Genomic DNA, 19,126 nt, shown 5'->3' on the forward strand with positions numbered 1-19,126 from the left:
ATGAGTTTAAAAGGCCAGTAAGGCTGATTTGTTTGACGCTGATAAAGCAACATATGCATTGGTTGTGGCTTGGGCTTCCCCACCATGCCAAAGAATAGCTTCTTCGATGCTGCGAACTCGACCATCATGCAAGTAAGCATGGTGAGGAATACACTCTTCGGCGCCTTCTGCTACTGGTGCAGGAGTAACACCACCGGTAACACATGCCGATAGACCTAAGCCCCATAATGGCGTGGTTCTCCACTCCCTACCTTCTGCTAAACCTTCACCTAAGTTATCTGCGGTTTCATCGCCCATGTCGTGCAATAACATATCTGTATAAGGGTAAACAGTTTGATTTCGTAACTCTGCGAGCGGATGATATTCACTCGTTTGGAAAGATTTGGTATGACAGTTTGTACAACCTATGATTTCAAATTGCTCGGCACCAACAAGAACTTGAGTATCTTCTACACCCGTTTTCCATACCCGTTGCGGTCTCACCCCAAGTGTAGATATATAGGTTACTAAATTATTGAGGTTTTCTTCGGGAATGAGCGGTTGAGTATTGCCACAGTTGCTTTGCTCTGCTCCACAATCAAGCTCAGGTATTACAGAGCTACGCACTCCAATATCAGTATTAAGCGCTGCTGCAACCTGATGACGTACACTTGCCGTGCCTGCTTTCCAACCAAAGCGGCCCAAGCGAGTAAGCTGGCTGTTTTCCGGATCAGCTATTCGGTTGGCTCGCCCTGAAATTCCATTGCCATCGGCGTCGTCTGGATCCTCTAGTGCTAGAATGGCAGTTTCAGGAATTGCTTCTAACAAACCAATCCCTACTAAGCGGGGGGCAATTCGTGCTGAAAATGTCTCTGGTGTGCCATTACTGAAGTAATAGTTAGGGCTTCGCAGGCCGTTACTTAATTCACTCCAAGATGCGATAGACACTTCACCTTCGCTTTGACTTCCATTAGGTTGAAGCACTCGGCCAATGGCAGGATCAGGATTGCCGTTGACGTCTCCTACTTTGAACACCCAGCGATCGAGTAATTCATTATTTTCCGCAACTGGTGCACTACCATTACGTTCGTGACAGTTGCTACAACGTTGGTTTACATAACGTGGTCCAGATAAACCGATGTTTTCTTCAAAAATGCCGTTATCGGCATCTTCATCATGGCTGCCATCAACAAATGAAGAGTGATGAACTCGCCGCCCTAACAGAAAGGTTTGGCCGTTGTCATAACTCAAATTTGTGGCCATTTGCATGAAGTGGTCGTTAGGTTCGTTGGTGTATTGATAGTGCAAGCTAGTTCGGCCGCCTAGCCAATACTGTTCGGGTATTCTGGCGCTGTCTTCGGGGTAGGGGCCAGAGTTAAGGGTATACCAAGGAACAATTCCTTCGCCGACAATGTATAGAAAGGTTGTGCCATAATAGTTGGCTTGCCCACGAGGAATCCCCGTTGCGCTAAACTGGCTCACTTCAAATTCTAGCTTGTCACCAATTTGTATGGGTCGCCCTAGGCGTTTATTTTCACTACTAGTGAGCTGATAGTAGTAATAGGTGCCATCAAAACCAAGGTAGTCCATTATTGTGTTCGCAGCATATTGAGCGACGGTAGTTTGACCCAAATACCACCATCGATTCTCAGCTTCAATATCATTTAGAGGGAAGATGGTTCGAACATTCATTTCAATGCTATCATCTCCTTTTGCAACGTAATCAACGATCTCAATGTTGCTAGCGCGATTCTCGAAGTAGAATTTTATGTAGTGGTCGTAACTTTGAAATTCGTCTTCGCGCGCATGACGTGTACGCGGTCGGTCAGAAAAACGCGTGACTAAAGCTTGATCAGTTTCATACTGAGTATCGGCTTGCAGTTGAGTTGAGCTATCAAAAAGAGGAGATATATCGGCTAAAGCTGGGTATGGGATACTCCACCAAACGCCATTTACGCCTTCACCATTCATATCGTTCGCCGTTTCATCAGCGATATAAAAATACAAAGGACGTCCATTATAAGCTGCCTGCAAAGAGCCATCGTCTCGGGTTATATTAGTTAAACCTTGTATCCCCGAAGCTTGCCCATCTGTTATTAACACTGGAGGCCATGTTGCGGCACAACTTAAATTGCAAGCACTGCTATTGGGAGTGGCTAAATCGTTATCGAATACATATAAGGTTAAGTTTGGCGATTGTGAATCTGGCCCCCCAACGAGGCGTTGATTAGCAAAATATACTTCTGTATCGCTTATTGCTAGTGAGCAACCAAGGGAATCAACGGGAGTATTCGTAGGTGTATTGGCGCAAAGATCTATAGAGTCGACAACGCCATCGTTGTCACTATCGATGTTTTGGGATATCGGACATCCAATATCATTAACTATTGAGCCATTGGGGTATTTGCGCATTGATCTACTCCATCGCTAATACCGTCTGAATCGCTATCTGTTGGCGCTGCACTTGTACCTGACCCCGATGAGCCACCACATGCACTTAGCAGTGCGCACATACTTACAATAATTGTTGCTTTAAGATAGTGCTTTAAAATAAGCATCTTTTCTCCAAAAGAACCTGTTCAATCAACTACTTTGTATTGATGTTGGTTCGGTTTTAAGAATTATTTCTATCAGCCCAGTAAGTTGATTCCAAAACAAAGAGCGACAGATTATTGCTACTTCATGGCGTATATAATGTGGGCAGAAAACTTGTTGAAGCCATAACACGTTGTTTTAATGTTTATTGTTATTTCAATGTGAATACGGTCTTAGTTTTTGTGAATATGACTTTACGACACAATGATCTCCTCGGTTATGGTTCAGCATTTGGGAAGCGCTTACTTTATTTTCAGGTTTCATTACTAGTTAAAGTTTAAGTTAACATCTATAAATAAATGTAAGCCATTGTTCTATAGGTATTAAATTTTATTCATGGTGTTGTTTCCCTAACCTACAAAGAAAGCGCTTTCTTTTTGTAGGTTAGCGCTTATTTATTGGAATAATCAATGGGGAGAAGATAATTGAGATTTAAGTCACGCTAATGCAACATGCCATTAACAATGGCAGGTCACTTAGCGGAGCATTTTATGCAGCCCTCATTGAGCTGTAAGGTTATTGATGTCGACTCAATAGATAGATGCCGTAGAAAGTAGATTAACCCTTAGTTACTGCTCTAGATCTAGTATCAAGCCAACTGCGTTAGCGAAACAAAAACTGTCTGGGGTAACCAAAGTAGCGGCGAATTTTGTAATGCTGAAACAACAAGGCTGTGGCGAGGTGCAGCAAGGCAACAGCACCAAGGATAAATGCCATGCGTAACCAAGGTTGGTCATAGGCGCTGCGAACAACGTAGATTTCTGCGATGGTATTAATCCATTCGGCAGTGAGTAGCAACATGGCACATTGATTAAGCCGTAAGCAAATTGGGTGACGAATCAAAATACTAAACAATCCCATAATGCATAGCGCAACGTAAATTTGTTGGTGAGCATGATAGAAGTGAGCAGCACTTAGCACAAAGCAGATACAACAGGGCGCGAGAAACCAACGAATTGAAGATTGCATTAGAACCTGCATAGTGCTTAAAAATGATGCAGCGAGTGTGGCAAGCTCTATAAAGCAAGATACTGATTTAAATCAAAATAACCGTTTTATACTTAGTTCAATGGTTGAAACTAAGAGTTAGATCGCACTACCTAGCCAACTAGGTAGCGCCACTTAGTTAAAGTTTAATTGGGTTAATCCAATGTTTGGTAGTCGAAGTAATCAAAGTCTGCCGCAATGTGTTTGCCGGTGAGGTCACAAGCGAATAAACCAACAAACGATCCAGTGAAACGGAAAACATCATTACTGCCTTCGTCAGACAAGTGAGTAGCGTTGAGCGGCTCACCAATGGTTTGCCAACTTGTACCGTCCAGTGAGTAGCTAAACTGATACCAGTGAGTGTTTTGCTCTAGGCGCATATAAACGCGCTCGCAACGGCCAATGACTAGTTCGTCGGTGTACTCTTGATATTTGTCGTCAATGTCACCCACCACTTGAATAATCTGCTCTCCAACATCGTTACACGAGGTCTTTAAAAAGTAGTGCCCGCCACGTGAATAGTAAGCGACTAATCCTGCCATTTGGCGAGGTGAACGAGGGGCAAACTCTAGCGCTGTTTCACTTACACAATTAAATGCGGTTACCCGTTGGGCTAATAGACTCTGGTTGTAGCGCGAGTATAAATAGTCTCGGCCAACTAGTCGGGCATATCCTGGACGCTGGCTTAAGGATATCCACGATTCTTCAAATGGGTCTTTTAGAGACTGATATTTTACCGCCAGTTCGCTGCTATCAAAGTCATCACGGATCGCTTCAACCGGCCAAGGTTGAGCCGCTAGTTTTGGTGCTTGGATCTCCAGTCTTGGGGTTGTACCGCCTACAACATATGGCCAGTTATCACGCCACTCTACGTTTTGTAACGCGGTCTCTCGACCTAAGGTACAGCGACCTTGGGCATATTTTGATGTCTCTTTAGAATTTTCTGGGTCGCTAATTGGGCGGCCACAAAGATGCGATAAATACCATTCGCCATTTTGCGTTTCTACTAAAAAGCCATGCCCCGCACGTTGCAATTCGGCATCATCTTGGTGGCGAGATGTTAAAATTGGGTTTTCTGGGTGAAGCTCATAGGGGCCCCAAACATTTTTGGCGCGGCAAACAGTGACTGCATGGTCGTAGGATGTACCGCCTTCTGCAGTGATAAGATAATACCAGCCATCTTTTTTAAGAATTTGTGGCCCTTCAGTACAGCCCAGCTTGGTACCGTTAAAAACTATTTTTTCTTCGCCAACTAGCTGGCCTAACTCGGCATCAAATTCTTGCAGAACAATACCACCAAAAAAGTCAGTTTTTTTGCGGCCATCCCACACCATGTTTACCATGTATTTTTTGCCATCGTCATCATGAAACAGTGACGGGTCGAAGCCATAATTACCTATAGATACAGGTTTACTCCATGGGCCGCGAATGTCTTCGGCGCTTACCACGTAGCTGGGAGTAGACATCCAAGTACCGCCACGACAAGAATGCACGTTAGAGAAACAGCACCAAAACTTGCCGTCGGCGTAACTCAAGGCGGAGCATAGACACCTTCGGAGTTATCCATACCGCGCATATCTAGGTGCTCTACGGTGTTAAGTACATGGCCAATAATCCGCCAATTCACTAGATCTTTTGAATGGTGGAGCATAATGCCGGGAAACCATTCAAACGTAGAGGTAGCAATGTAGTAGTCGTCTCCTACACGGATGATTGACGGATCGGGACGAAAACCAGTAAGAATTGGATTAGTGATAGTAGCCATAGTTACTCCTAAAGTTTGTACTGGTAATTTATTGCTTTAAATCTTGCTTATATGTAATTTATAAGCTTTAAAATATAAAAAAATTGCTACTATGGCTGCGCATCCTCTCAGTTTTGAAAACATCCATCTTCCTCAAGGTAAATCCTACTATTTACGTCGTTTTCATATTATTGATGAACCTAGTTTAGCCATCCCAACTCACTTCCACATGTTGGGCGAAATCATGCTGTTCAAAAAGATTAAAGGGCTGGTGGGGATAGATGGTCAAACTATAGGGTTAAACGACAACGCCTTGGTATTCATTCCTTCTTTAGCAATGCATGAAGTGGAGATGCAAGGTGATGAGCGAGAGTTTAGCCTGCTGCAGTTTCAGCGTTATTTGTATAGTGAGTTGGCCTTGCTAGATGTGAGCTCTCAATTAGATAAACCCTTAGTGATGCAATTATCTGAGCAGCAAGCGGGCTTTTTGCACAGTCAAATTGCTTGGTTAGAATCTGTTGATAATAACAATGATGGTCGGAACTTAGCGCATAGCTTATTACGCAGCGTGTTTTTGTTTTTGGCAGGGCAGCAACAAAGTGGTCAATTTAGTAATGAGCAGAGCGCTACAGTACTCAAAGAAAATAAGGGTTTGGCTAAAATCATTCCTTTGCTTCACCATCTCGAAAGCCATCAAACACTTAACTTAAGCTTGCAGCAAGCGGCAAATATTTGCGGCATGTCTAAGTACCATTTCTCGCGGGTATTTAAGTCTTTGTTTGCCCAAAATTATAAAGATTATTTACTGAAGCGGAAGATCAATACCGCTGTGGCCATGCTCAGTGATAGCAAGCAAAGCATTACTCAAATAGCTTATGCCTGTGAGTTTTCTGATAGCGCCTATTTTTGCGCCAAATTCAAGCAGGTAATGGGCGTTTCCCCTGGTCAGTTTCGCCAGTCCACGCAAACCGTGTTGTCTTTTGGCTAGGTAACCTGAACCGAGATAATAAACCGGTTTCTAGCGGCTACTTTTACTTATTTCGGTGTTGAAGCTACTTGCAATAGGCTAGCTATTGGCGCGCAGCTTCGCCTTGAACTAAGCAAATTTATTTCGCTAGAAACATGAAGCTAGATTAAGTACTGGATTGCAGAGTTATCGTCACTTCTTTATCCAGAGTTTAAGTAAGACTGAATAGCTAATCCGCTATAATTTTGGAGTGCATCAATAAACATTAAACTGTTGCAAGTTGCAGCCTCCCAGCCTTGTTAGTTAACCTTCATCATCCAGCTAGAAAATACTGTTATTTTAGCTGCTTAGAAAAACTTCTCTTAAGTTTTGGGGAAAATCAGCTAGGCTGTAGTTAACAAATTTATACCAATCACACTAAGTAAGGGATCAGAAATATCGCAGGAAAAATGCTCGAGAATAAGGCAGGATTTTTCGATAAGTAGTTATTCTACAATCAAAATTCTAACGCAGTTATCGAGTATTTTAACCAGATAGAATGAACAATTACTTAGTACGATTGGTATTAACAGTAGATTAGGGTTGTTAAATGCGAATTCTGGTTATTGGAGCGCTGGGTACCATTGGCCGAAAGCTGGTTCCGGCCTTAGTCGGCGCTGGCCATCAAGTGAGTGTTAGTTCACGCGACCCAAATAAACCAGCGCCTTGGTCAGAATTAAGTTGTCGGCGTTTTACCCTAGATTTACTTGAGCCTAGCAGTCTGCCAGATGCGCTGGAAGATATAGAACTTGTGTATTACCTGATGCATGGAATGAGTGACGGTCAAGCACATGGTGAGCTAGAGGCGCATGCCGCGAAAAATCTGGCTGATGCAGCAGCCAAAGCCAAGGTCCAGCGGATCATCTACATGGGCAGCTTGGTCTCGGTTAAACCCAAATCGGAACACATGCTGGCGCGTATAGCTACCGGTGAAGCTTTAGCCTCAAGTGGCGTAGCCGTTACTGAGTTACGCGCAGGCATTATTATTACTCCTGGCTCTGCAGCTTTTGAGGTAATGCGAGATTTGGTGGGCCATATGCCTTTGGCATTTGTTCCTAAAGCTATTGAGACTCAAGCCCCGCCAATTGCCTTGAAAAACGTGCTGCATTACTTGGTTAAACTCGCCAACATGCCAGAAACGGCAGGCATGGTATTAGATGCGGCCGGCCCAGAATGGTTAAGCTATCGCCAGCTTATGTTGCGCATTGCTAAGCACTTAAATAAGTCGATAAAAATATTGGTGCTACCGGGCTTGCCAATAAAGCTAGCTTGCGCCGTATTAGGTTTAATTACCTCTGTTCCACAAAGCTTGGCCAAAGCCCTGATTGCTGGATTAGCTGAGCAGTTGGAGGCCAAGCCCGAAGTATTACGTGGCTTAATCCCGCAACAGCTAATGTCAATTGATGATGCGATTGCTCAGGTGTTTGAAGAGGAGCAAGTACATACTTACCCTGAGCGCTGGCAGGATGGGGTTCCCACCTTCAGAAATTTTTCTTCATTACATGGCTTTTACGCCAAAGCGGCTAAGAAAACTGTCACGGTTAATGCCTCTGCTGAAAATATTTGGCGAGTGATCAATTTGTTGGGGGGGAAGCATCGTTACTTTTATCTAGATGTTCTGTGGGCAATGCGCGAATGGATGGATTTCGTGGTAAGCGGCACCGGGCGCGAACATGGTCGCAGTGATTATCGCAAATTAACCGTAGGCGAGAGAGTCGATTCTTGGACCATATTAAGTGTTGAAGAAAATGAATACTTAGTGATGCGCTTTGGTATGAAAGCGCCCGGTGGTGGCGGTATGCAAATTAGTATCGACCCCTTGGCTGAGAATAAACACCAATTGGAAGTTGCCTTGTATTGGCATCCGGCTGGTTTTTGGGGCTTAGTATATTGGTATTTTTTTGCGCCTTGGCATGGCTGGCTATTGTGGGGCATGACCAAAAATATGGCAAAACTAGCAGAGCAATATCAGCAATCAAGTGAGCAACAGGAAAAGCAATGAACGCTAGTTGCTCGCTAGTCTTTACTCAAAGAAAAATCTCGCTAGATATTTATAGGCAGCGGGCTTAGAAGTGAAATTATTCCACCATCAACAAGCGTTAATGGTGGATTAAAAGATCTTAGTAAGGCGCTGGGTAGCGTTTAAATACTTCGCTTATATCAGCCAGAGCTTGCTCGCTTAAGGGTTTAGCAAATGCGGCGATGTCTTCTTCCAACTGCTGGATGTTTGTTGCACCAATAATTGTAGAGCTTACTCCATCAACTTGATCGCACCATGCTAAGGCTAATTGCGCAGCTGTGTAACCATAATGTGCAGCTAGGTCGGCATAGGCGGCAACGGCTTTATGAGCGAGCTCGGTGTCGCGGAAAATACCGTTGCGCTGCATAAAGGTCCAGCGGCTACCCTCAGGGCGAGCGCCGTTAGCGTATTTACCACTTAGCATGCCACTGGCCAAGGGTGACCAAGGTAAATAAGCAATGTTTTCTTGCACACAGTTCTCAATCAAATACGGCCAATCTTTAGCATGTAACAAACTAAACTCGTTTTGAATCGACACCATGCGTGGCAAGTTATGTTGTTCGCTCAACTTAAGATAAGTATTTATTCCCCAAGGAGTATCGTCAGATAAGCCGCAATGGCGAATTTTTCCGGCTTCAATACAGCGTTGCAAGCCTTGCAGTATATCTAGCATCTGGGCTTGGTGGTCAGCTGCATCAATCGCGCTTGGCTGAATCTGGTTCGGCCAATGTTTGCCAAAGTGCGGGGTAGAGCGGTTAGGCCAGTGCAATTGGTATAAATCAATGTAGTCGGTTTGCAAGCGCTGCAGGGAAGCATCAACTGCGGCAACCACTTCTTCACTATTAATTGGGCCGCCCTCACGCACCCAAGGCAAGCCGGCACCGGCGATTTTAGTAGCAATAATTAGGTCGTTACGTTTTTGCTTATTGGCAGCAATCCAGTTACCGATAATCGCTTCGGTTTTACCGTAGGTATCTGGAGAAGGGGGAACCGCGTACATTTCTGCAGTGTCAATAAAATTAACCCCTTGGCTGAGGGCATAATCAATCTGTTGATTCGCATCTTGCTGATTATTTTGTAGGCCCCAGGTCATACTGCCTAAGCACACTCGCGAAACCGATAAGTTACTACTGCCAAGTTTAGAAAAATTCATGTTAGGTCCATTAATTGGGTTAGCGCACAAGCAGTTAGCTTAGGTGATGGCTAATTGTGAAAGCAAGTACAAATACTATTTGTGACTAATTCTTGGTGTTAGTAAAACTCGGTCACACAGCTAGTATTCGCGATAACATTGGCTTAAAGGTACTATGCCAAAGTTTTAAATGAGCTATTGGATTTTCGTGGGCAACTACAAACTCTCATCATTACCTATTGATTCCCTACAAACGCGTTTTGTTGAGCAACTCGCACGCGACAATTTGGTGGTAGAGGCAGCCACAGGTTCGGGTAAATCCACCCGTTTGCCAGTGTGGGCAGCTAGTTTAGGTAAGGTGCTGGTGGTGCAGCCAAGGCGGATAGCCTGTGAAGCTTTATCGGCTTATGTCTCTGAGCAGCTGGCGTTAAGCGGATCGCCCTATAAGGTGGGTTATTCGATTCGCTTCCATTCAAGCGTCAATGAAGATACCAACATTGCCTTTGTGACTCCTGGGATTGCCCTGCGTTGGTTGGCTGAGAATCAACTTGCTGACTATGCCGTGCTGATTATCGATGAATTTCATGAGCGCCGTTGGGATTCTGATTTGTTATTGGCTTTGGCTAAGTCTTTACCTCTTAAACTGGTGGTTACCTCTGCTACCTTGCAAGGTAATAAGTTAAGTGAATATTTAGCCGCTAAGGTGCTCAAAACCACTGGGCGGGAATTTCCGGTGAGTGTGAGTTATGAAGCGCGAGAGTCTCATCATTTGCCGGATAGTCGACGTGTCACTGAGTCGGTTAAGCAGGCTGTACACAAAGCCTTAATAAAAGATGAAGGCGATATCTTGGTATTTTTGCCAGGCCGGGCAGAGATTCAAGCCTGCCAAGCTAGCTTGAGTGGGCTTGATGCAGAAGTATTGCCACTGCACGCAAGTATTACTGCGCTAGAGCGAAAAACCCTATTAGACAACAGCAATGAACAGCGGATTAGACGAATTATTGTGGCGACTAACGTTGCTGAAACCAGTTTAACCATTCCCAGAATCACCAGTGTAATTGACTCTGGCTTGGAGCGACGCACCAAGCAGCGCGCAGGCAGAACGGTTTTGAGTTTAGAGCGGGTGTCGCGCGCCAGTGCCGAGCAGCGGCGCGGCCGAGCCGGGCGTGTATGTGCTGGGCATTGCTATCGTTTGTGGGGAGAGTTTGCCCCACTAGAAAGCGTAACTCCGCCGCAATTGCAGCGTGAAGAGCTGCTAGAACCGATGTTATTTGCAGCGAGCTGTCATCGCGCCCTAGCAAAACTTCACTTGCTTGAAAGATTACCTGAAAAGTCATTAAGCATTGCAACTGAGCGGCTTAATCGAATGCAGGCTTTAAAAGTCGATGATTGCTTAAGCCAACATGGCCAGCGTTTATTGGCCTTGCCAATTGATAGCTATTTCTCTCATTTGGTTAATCTAATTCCTGAAGGCGCTGAGCGTGAAGCTATGCTCGATTTGGCGGCTGCCTTAAGCATTAATCGCGCTCTATTTCAAAAGCCAAAATCAGAATATGGCTTAAAAGTATTGAGCCAATGGCAGCCTTTGCACTGCGATATGAGTATCACTCTCGATTTGCTGCGAGGAAAAACGTGGCCAGATGAGCTATCGGTTAACCAAGAAGCTTTAACTCAAGCGCAGGAACTGGCAGAGCAATTGCGCTCGGTAATGGCCTTGGATGATCTTGCTGAAGCCAGAAACTATAGCCGCGACACATTACTTGAAGCTTTGCTTGGTGAAGCGAAGGAGTTGGTCTATGTGAGGCGCGAAAAACGCACCAACGCAATGGGGAATGGTAGTACTGAGCTGCAAATTGGCAGAGAAAGCTTAATTGATGACGCACAAGTGGCTGCAGTAGTGTTCGATATTTATAGTTTACCCGGGCGAGGTGTAAAGCAGTTAAATAACATCGGTTTGTGCTTAGCACCAATTAACATAGAGCTATTGGTAAAACATGATTATGGCGAGCTAGAAAGCAAAACGAATGTTGCTGCTGATGGCTCTCAGCTAATGCAACGTGTGTACGCAGGCAGGGTAATAGGCAGCGAGAAAGTCGCCTTAAGCGCAGAAGACTACCGCCTTGCGCTGGCTAAGCGGATTCTTGCTAATCAACAGTCTGGCTTTAGCCAACTTGATTGTATTCAAGATATGGCTGCTTGGAATTTGTGGGTAAGCCTTGGCGAAAAACACGGCGGAGGAGTAGGGGGCAAAGTAGAGCCGCTAGAATGGTTGAGCACACAATTGGCTTTGTTAGGCGTAGAAAACGCGGAAGATTTTAGTTTAATCGAAGCTAGCGACTTGCTGTTCGAGGGCATTCCCCAGTGGCAACGTGATGACTTTGAGCAACGCTACCCACGCTACTTAGCATTGGCCGATCTTAAACTTGAGGTTGAATATAAAGCAGGCTCTAAACAGGTAATTGTTCACTATGCCTCGGGAGGCCGTAAGGCGGGCCCGAAACGGTGGGAGTTACCTTCTTGGAGTGGCTGGCGGGTGTTTTATGTTAAAGCGAGCAAGCGAGTGGCTCTGACTTAGCGCTTGCTAACTAGCTCGCAGAGTTCGCTAAGCGCCATCTGCGAGCAAGTCGAAGAGTGCCGAACGCTCAGTTATTTAGAGGTGATTCGCTTAATCGTGTCATCTTTTAAGATGAAGTGATGATAAAGCGCAGCCAATACGTGCCCTGTAATCACAACATAAAGTAGTTGCCCTGCGTAGTGGTGAACTGAGGCTCCAAGCTCGTTAAGCATCACGTTCTTTTCCGCAAAACCAGCGATGGTAAACAAACCAAAAAACTTAACATCGTGTCCGCCCGCCAGCGACATCATCATGCCCGAAATGGGCATTGCCAACATTAACAAATATAAAGCGAGGTGCCCAAGGTGGGCCATTGTTAGCTTAATCCCTTCACCAATCGGAGCTGGCACTTTGCTTACGCGATGCCAAATGATTCGAATTGCTATGGCTGCTATTGCAATAAGGCCTAAGCCTTTATGTAAATCAAATAACTGAAATTTTTCTGGTCCTCTCGGTAAGGTGTCCATATAAAGTGCAATCGCAATTAAGCTTAAAATGAGCAAAGCCATTAGCCAGTGAATAAGTTTACTGACTAGGCCGAAACGCTGGGGGCTATTTGTTATGTTCATATAATAAATACCATTACATTAATTGTGGCTTAAATTAGCAAATCACCTGCTTATGTAAATAGTTTTACGCTTCTTTACGTAGTCATTATAAGTTGCCAAGGTATTGTTGATTAAACTTTTTTAAACGAAAGCGATCTGACTACTGGGTTGACTTGTTGGGCTATGCTAGCATGGCATCAATAGAGGTTTATGGGCGGAGTATTTGCATTGAAACGATTCCTTGGCGTGTTGCTGCTGATGGTTATCGTGGTGTTGTCTTGCCTTGTGGCCATTGACCGTTACATTTCTAGTCAGGTCTCAGGTCAGTGGTTCCGAGATATGCAGCAAGTGCCGGCGCAACCGGTTGCTTTAGTGCTAGGAACCAGCAAATACGTAGGTAAGCGCTTAAATACCTATTATACCTTTAGGGTTGAGGCTGCCGCTAAGCTCTATCACACTAATAAGGTGCAAGCCTTAATCTTAAGTGGCGACAATGCCACCCGCTATTATAATGAACCTATAACCATGTTAAATGACGTGCTGCGTTTGAACGTGCCACGTGAACATATTGCTTTAGATTATGCAGGGTTTCGTACTTTTGATTCTATAGTGAGAGCCAAGGAAGTGTTTGGCCAGCAGGCCTTAGTCATTGTTTCTCAGCAGTTTCACGTAGAGCGGGCTTTGTACATCGCTAATCAATATGGCATTGAAGCTTATGGTTATGTGGTGGATGATGCCCCGCAGGTGTTTCATTGGCGAGTTAGGTTACGTGAAGTATTGGCACGAAGTAAAGCCCTAATTGACTTGCATGTGTTGCAAACTGAGCCGCATTTTTTGGGTGACCCAGAACAGGTCACCACTCGTGAAATTAACCAAGAATAAGCAAATGAAAAATACAAAAGTGTGGCTAGTGGTTTTGTCCTTTTTGTTGAGTTTTAGCGCTTCGCTTAAAGCTGAATCCGAGATTGTACCGTTTATTGTTGGTGGCAATGATGCACCCACTAACTACCCATGGATGGCGCAAGTATTCCTTGGTTCTTCTCGCTGTGGCGGAGTATTAATTGGCGAGCAGTGGGTGCTTACTGCCGCTCATTGTACTCACGATGGTAGCCGCTTTGATCGAACTATTGCTGCTTCGCAAGTAACGGTGTTATTGGGGAACTATCAGTTTGCCAATAGTTCTCATCCGGATGCTTTACAAGTGAGTGAGGTATATCAGCATCCAAGCTATGTGAATCCTTCTGATAGCGGCCCAGCTTTTGACTATGACGTAAGTTTGTTACGTTTAGCCGAGCCACAAACCATTACGCCAGTTATTCTCAACGCGAATAAAGTGACCGACGCTTTAAATATCGGCGGCTTTATGTCGGTGGTTGGTTTTGGCCGTACTAATACCGACCCGCTTAACCCTATTTACCCAGATGTGCTGCAGCAAGGTAATTTGAGCTTGTATAGCGAGCTGCGCTGCGCAGATGAGTGGTCTGCTTCATCAATAACTGAGCAAATGTTTTGTGCCTATGGCACCAACCAAGACGCCTGCTCGGGCGATAGTGGTGGTCCGGTTTTTATTGAAGAGCAGGAACAGCACCGTTTATTAGGCTTGGTTAGCTGGGGCAATTTGTCTTGCCAAGGTAGTGCAGGCGTCTATGCTGACATCGGCACGGTATGTACTTGGATAAGCGATACCGCCAGTATTGCTGGCGATAGCAGCCTAGTTTGCAGCATAGCCGACACACCCAGTTCTAGCGGTGGTGGGGCAAGTTGGTGGTTATTGATTTTAAGCTTTCCTCTGCTGTTAATACGGCGGCTTAGTAAAGCGCAGTGTTTCAAGCGCTAATCCTTGCTATTACAGGCCGCAATCACTAAAATTGCGGCCTTGTTTATTATTGAATAGCCCACAGAGTTTTAGCCCCATGCGTGTTGCCGATTTTTCTTTTGAACTCCCCGATGAACCATTGCTCGTTACCCAAAACAGCAACGTCGCGATAGCCGATTATTATGTCTTGATGGCAATACTGGCGAGTTAAAACATCAGCAGTTTCCCGATTTACTGGAACACATTCAACGCAATGATTTGTTGGTGTTTAACAATACACGGGTTATTCCTGCACGTTTGTTCGGCCAAAAGGCAAGTGGCGGCAAACTAGAAGTATTAATTGAGCGTGTATTAGATGACCACCGCGTGCTCGCGCACGTTCGCTGCTCTAAATCACCTAAGCCAGGTAGTGCTTTACGTTTGTCTGATGCCTTTGATGCCACTATGCTAGCCCGCCATGAGGCTTTATTTGAATTGCGTTTTGATGACCCGCGAACGGTGTTAGAGCTGCTTGAAGCCTACGGCCACATGCCATTACCACCTTACATCGATAGACCCGACGAAGACGCAGATAAAGAGCGTTACCAAACGGTGTATAACGAAAAGCCTGGTGCAGTTGCTGCGCCAACTGCTGGCCTGCATTTTGATGATGACTTAATGCAGCAAATTAAAGACAAAGGTGCAGACATTGCCTTTGTTACTTTGCATGTTGGAGCAGGCACTTTTCAGCCAGTGAAAGTTGAGTCGGTAGATGAGCACGTGATGCATTCTGAATACGCCGAAGTTAGCGAGGACGTTGTGGCCAAAATCGCCAAAACCAAAGCGGCTGGTGGCCGAGTGATTGCAGTGGGAACAACCTCGGTTCGCTCCTTAGAAAGCGCGGCCAAAGATGCCAAAGCCAAGCAACAAGCGTTGCAAGCTTATGCCGCCGAAACGGACATTTTTATCTATCCCGGTTATCAATTTGAGTTGGTGGATGCCATGGTCACCAACTTCCACCTGCCTGAGTCAACATTGATTATGCTGATTTCGGCATTTGCTGGTAAAGATAATGTCACCAAGGCCTATCAAGCTGCTATTGACCAGCGCTACCGGTTCTTTAGTTACGGTGATGCCATGTTTATTGAACGTAAACTGGATTAGTTAACCTTATTTTGGCGATTCGACAATTATCTAATCGCTTATTTGAAGCAATCTGAATCGGACTGTTTTTCCGATCTGAGGTAAGTTATGAAATATGAATTATTGGCACAAGACGGTAAAGCCCGTCGCGGCCGTTTGGTGTTTGAACGCGGCACAGTAGAAACGCCAGCGTTTATGCCGGTCGGTACTTACGGTACCGTAAAAGGCATGACGCCAGAAGAAGTCAGTGCAACGGGAGCCGAGATATTACTTGGTAATACTTTCCACCTATGGCTACGACCTGGCCAAGAAGTGATGAAAGCCCACGGTGACTTGCATGATTTTATGAATTGGCAAGGTCCTATTCTTACCGACTCAGGCGGTTTCCAAGTATTTAGTCTTGGCGATATTCGCAACATTACTGAGGAAGGCGTACATTTTCGCAATCCAGTAAACGGCGATAAAATCTTTCTAACGCCCGAGAAATCCATGGAAATCCAAAATGATTTGGGTTCTGACGTGGTAATGATTTTTGACGAGTGTACGCCTTACCCTGCAACCGAAGAAGAAGCGGACAAGTCGATGCAAATGTCTTTACGTTGGGCAGCGCGCTCACGCCAGCGTCACGATGAGTTGGAAAACAAAAATGCTTTGTTTGGCATTATCCAAGGTGGTGTTTATGAGCACCTGCGTGATGTGTCCTTGGAAGGCTTAACCAATATCGGCTTTGATGGTTATGCAATTGGCGGTTTAGCCGTTGGTGAGCCAAAAGAAGACATGCACCGCATCCTTGATTATGTGGCGCATAAAGTGCCTGAGGATAAGCCGCGCTATTTAATGGGTGTGGGTAAGCCAGAAGATCTCGTAGAGGGTGTGCGCCGAGGCGTGGACATGTTCGATTGTGTAATGCCAACTCGTAACGCCCGCAACGGTCACCTTTTCACCAGCGAAGGCGTGATAAAGATCCGCAACGCACGTCACCGTGAAGATACAAATACACTGGATAAAGAGTGTGATTGTTATACTTGTCAAAATTATTCTCGTTCCTACTTGCATCATTTAGACAAGTGTAATGAAATCCTTGGCGCTCGTTTGAATACCATTCATAACCTGCGTCACTACCAACGCTTGATGGAAGGGTTACGTGGCGCAATTGCAGCCGGTAAGTTAGACGATTTTGTAGCAGAGTTTTACGCAAAATTGGGGCGTGAAGTCCCACCTTTGGCGGAATAATGCTCGATTGAGCAAGTAAAACCTTGTTTTTGCTTGCTCAGTCTCCATTTAATAAGATAGTTGTATAGATTGTCTTAAGTTTTTAATTTTTAATGAGGGTAACAATGAGCTTATTTATTTCTCCAGCATACGCAGAAGGCGGCGCGGCAACAGCAGGCGGCGGCATGGAATTGATTTTCATGATGGTGATTTTTGCGGTAATTTTCTACTTCATGATTTACCGTCCACAGTCTAAGCGCGTTAAAGAGCATAAGAATTTGATGTCTTCACTGTCTAAGGGCGATGAAGTACTTACAACCGGTGGCCTCGTGGGTAAAATCATTAAGATTTCTGAAGAGAATGATTATTTCCAATTAAGCCTAAGCGATGACACTACTGTTACGCTTAAGAAGGACTTTGTATCAGCGGTACTGCCAAAGGGCACGTTAAAGTCGCTGTAGTCGCTATTCGGTCACTAGGGATAAGATTTTGTTAAATAGATACCCTTGGTGGAAGAACGTGATGGTAATCGCTGTGATTGCCATCGGCTTTCTTTACGCCACGCCAAACTTGTATGGAGAGGATCCTGCTGTACAAGTATCTGGCACTCGGGGCGCTCAAGTTGAGCTTGCCCAATTAGATGAAATACGCAACTTCCTCACTGAGCAGTCTATCGACTTTCGCTCTGTTGCTTTCGAAGATGGTTTAGCTTTAGTACGTTTACGTAATGATGCTGACCAGCTAAAAGTAAAAAGCTTATTACACGATTTGCTTGGTGACGATTACATCGTTGCCTTAAACCTCGCTCCTGCAACGCCGGGTTGGTTAGACGCCATTGGCGCTGGCCCACTTAAGCTTGGTTTGGACTTACGTGGTGGTGTTCACTTCTTAATGGAAGTGGATATGGATGCGGCGATAAGTAAAGCCCAAGAAGGCATGATTCAAGATTTTCGAAGCGACTTACGTGAAGAAAAATTGCGTTATGCAGGGGTAAGAGCACAAGGTGATTCTGTGGTAGTTCGTTTTCGTGACGAAGCCACCCTAGATAAAGCCATTAGCTTTTTAGACCGCAAATACAATGAATACCAGTTCAGTGATGCTAGCCAAGGTGACCAGTTCCGCCTTAGCGCTAAAATGACTGAAGAGAAGCTTAAAGAAACTCGCGAGTATGCCCTGCAGCAAAATATTACCATTATCCGTAACCGGGTAAATGAGTTAGGTGTTGCCGAGCCACAGGTACAGCGACAAGGTTCTGAGCGTATTGTGGTGCAGTTGCCGGGTGTTCAAGATACCGCTCGCGCTAAAGAGATTTTAGGTGCAACCGCTACGCTGGAATTCCGTATGGTGAATACCGACGCTGACTTGCGTGATGCAGCAGCAGGCCGAGTGCCTCCTGGCTCACAGCTTGCTAAGCGAGTTGATGGCTCACCAGTGGTATTACGTAACCAAGTTATTCTAACCGGTGACCACATTGTAGGTGCTCAGTCAGGTTTTGATGAATACAGCCGCCCTCAAGTTAACATTAGTTTGGATAGTCAAGGTGGTAGCAAAATGGCTGCCTTCACTAAAGATAATGTTGGCCAATCTATGGCGACCCTGTTTATCGAATACAAACCTACCGGCAATAAAGATGCTGAAGGTAAAACGATTCTAGAGCGTCAAGAAGAAGTAATTAACGTTGCTACGATTCAATCACGCCTTGGCCGCAGCTTCCGTATTACTGGTATTGATTCTCCTGCAGAAGCACAAAACCTAGCGCTACTTTTACGTGCTGGTGCGCTTATCGCACCGATTCAAATTGTTGAAGAACGCACGGTTGGTCCAAGCTTAGGTCAGGATAATATCGACAAAGGCTTTATGGCTATTGTGGTTGGTTTGTTAGCACTGCTGGTATTCATGCCTCTTTACTACCGTAAATTTGGCTTAGTGGCTAACTTTGCCTTGGTGGCTAACGTGGGAGTTATTATCGGTGTCATGTCGATGATCCCTGGCGCTACGTTAACCTTGCCGGGGATGGCTGGTATTGTATTAACGGTTGGTATGGCGGTTGATGCAAACGTGCTTATCTTTGAGCGTATTCGTGAAGAGTTAAACGACGGTCGCAGCCCTCAACAGGCGATTCACTACGGTTACAGCAACGCACTTTCAACGATTTCTGATGCCAACATCACCACCTTTATCACTGCATTAATTCTTTTTGCAATTGGTACCGGCGCGGTCAAAGGATTTGCGGTAACGCTGGCGATTGGTATTGCGACATCTATGTTCACTGCCATTATAGGTACTCGAGTTATTGTTAACTGGGTATGGGGCGGTAAGAAAATAGACAAGCTGTCTATCTAGGAGCTACG

At 45.2% G+C, this 19,126-nt stretch carries 14 protein-coding genes and 2 pseudogenes; 9 read left to right on the forward strand and 7 right to left on the reverse strand.

Annotated elements, in window-relative coordinates:
* Window positions 1-6: 6 nt before the first annotated feature.
* The 5 genes and pseudogenes from K5609_RS07515 to K5609_RS21725 all read right to left on the reverse strand — a co-directional run.
* Window positions 7-2,391, reverse strand: coding sequence for a di-heme oxidoredictase family protein (locus K5609_RS07515; RefSeq protein WP_221076630.1), 2,385 nt, complete (start codon window positions 2,389-2,391; stop codon window positions 7-9).
* On the reverse strand, window positions 2,364-2,537 hold the full coding sequence (locus K5609_RS07520) for a hypothetical protein (protein WP_221076631.1): 174 nt from the start codon (window positions 2,535-2,537) through the stop codon (window positions 2,364-2,366). Before K5609_RS07520 ends, K5609_RS07515 begins: the two co-directional genes overlap by 28 nt.
* 640 nt (window positions 2,538-3,177) lie before the next feature.
* A complete protein-coding gene (locus tag K5609_RS07525) occupies window positions 3,178-3,543 on the reverse strand; it encodes a hypothetical protein (RefSeq protein ID WP_221076632.1) in 366 nt (121 codons plus the stop codon).
* A gap of 173 nt (window positions 3,544-3,716) precedes the next feature.
* Complete coding sequence (locus tag K5609_RS21720) at window positions 3,717-4,382, reverse strand: beta-xylosidase family glycoside hydrolase (RefSeq protein WP_246611990.1); 666 nt, start codon at window positions 4,380-4,382, stop codon at window positions 3,717-3,719.
* An 87-nt stretch (window positions 4,383-4,469) separates the two neighbouring features.
* Window positions 4,470-5,326 (reverse strand): annotated as a pseudogene (locus tag K5609_RS21725) (glycoside hydrolase family 43 protein); the annotation flags it as partial.
* A gap of 91 nt (window positions 5,327-5,417) precedes the next feature.
* On the opposite strand from K5609_RS21725, the gene K5609_RS07535 reads away from it, so the two are divergent.
* Window positions 5,418-6,293 (forward strand): helix-turn-helix transcriptional regulator, encoded by an 876-nt coding sequence (locus K5609_RS07535; protein WP_221076633.1) that lies wholly within the window; start codon window positions 5,418-5,420, stop codon window positions 6,291-6,293.
* A gap of 568 nt (window positions 6,294-6,861) precedes the next feature.
* Entirely contained in the window at window positions 6,862-8,313 is a 1,452-nt protein-coding gene (locus K5609_RS07540; RefSeq protein ID WP_221076634.1) for a DUF2867 domain-containing protein, read from the forward strand.
* A gap of 118 nt (window positions 8,314-8,431) precedes the next feature.
* Here the strand turns inward: K5609_RS07540 and K5609_RS07545 are convergent, their stop codons facing one another.
* Window positions 8,432-9,484: an aldo/keto reductase gene (locus tag K5609_RS07545; protein WP_221076635.1), complete on the reverse strand. Its 1,053-nt coding sequence runs from the start codon at window positions 9,482-9,484 to the stop codon at window positions 8,432-8,434.
* Window positions 9,485-9,653: 169 nt separating this feature from the next.
* On the opposite strand from K5609_RS07545, the gene K5609_RS07550 reads away from it, so the two are divergent.
* On the forward strand, window positions 9,654-12,038 hold the full coding sequence (locus K5609_RS07550) for a helicase-related protein (RefSeq protein ID WP_221076636.1): 2,385 nt from the start codon (window positions 9,654-9,656) through the stop codon (window positions 12,036-12,038).
* A gap of 71 nt (window positions 12,039-12,109) precedes the next feature.
* Here K5609_RS07550 and K5609_RS07555 read toward each other — a convergent pair whose 3' ends face one another.
* Window positions 12,110-12,646 carry a cytochrome b gene (locus K5609_RS07555; RefSeq protein WP_221076637.1) on the reverse strand — a complete coding sequence of 179 codons (537 nt, stop codon included), beginning with the start codon at window positions 12,644-12,646 and terminating at the stop codon, window positions 12,110-12,112.
* A gap of 207 nt (window positions 12,647-12,853) precedes the next feature.
* Here K5609_RS07555 and K5609_RS07560 point away from each other — a divergent pair, with 207 nt between their 5' ends.
* The 6 genes and pseudogenes from K5609_RS07560 to secD all read left to right on the forward strand — a co-directional run bounded on the left by K5609_RS07560 (window position 12,854) and on the right by secD (window position 19,118).
* Entirely contained in the window at window positions 12,854-13,507 is a 654-nt protein-coding gene (locus K5609_RS07560) for a SanA/YdcF family protein (protein ID WP_246611957.1), read from the forward strand.
* 4 nt (window positions 13,508-13,511) lie between these two features.
* Window positions 13,512-14,462 (forward strand): S1 family peptidase, encoded by a 951-nt coding sequence (locus K5609_RS07565; RefSeq protein WP_221076638.1) that lies wholly within the window; start codon window positions 13,512-13,514, stop codon window positions 14,460-14,462.
* Between the two features lie 76 nt (window positions 14,463-14,538).
* Window positions 14,539-15,584, forward strand: a pseudogene (gene queA / locus K5609_RS07570) (tRNA preQ1(34) S-adenosylmethionine ribosyltransferase-isomerase QueA).
* 87 nt (window positions 15,585-15,671) lie between these two features.
* Window positions 15,672-16,796, forward strand: a complete 1,125-nt coding sequence (tgt, locus tag K5609_RS07575; RefSeq protein WP_152779321.1) for a tRNA guanosine(34) transglycosylase Tgt — start codon at window positions 15,672-15,674, stop codon at window positions 16,794-16,796.
* Between the two features lie 104 nt (window positions 16,797-16,900).
* Entirely contained in the window at window positions 16,901-17,236 is a 336-nt protein-coding gene (gene yajC / locus K5609_RS07580; protein WP_163132527.1) for a preprotein translocase subunit YajC, read from the forward strand.
* A 28-nt stretch (window positions 17,237-17,264) separates the two neighbouring features.
* Window positions 17,265-19,118 carry a protein translocase subunit SecD gene (gene secD / locus K5609_RS07585; protein WP_221076639.1) on the forward strand — a complete coding sequence of 618 codons (1,854 nt, stop codon included), beginning with the start codon at window positions 17,265-17,267 and terminating at the stop codon, window positions 19,116-19,118.
* Window positions 19,119-19,126 lie beyond the last annotated feature (8 nt).

The sequence above is a fragment of the Agarivorans aestuarii genome (assembly GCF_019670125.1).
GTDB lineage: Bacteria > Pseudomonadota > Gammaproteobacteria > Enterobacterales > Celerinatantimonadaceae > Agarivorans > Agarivorans aestuarii.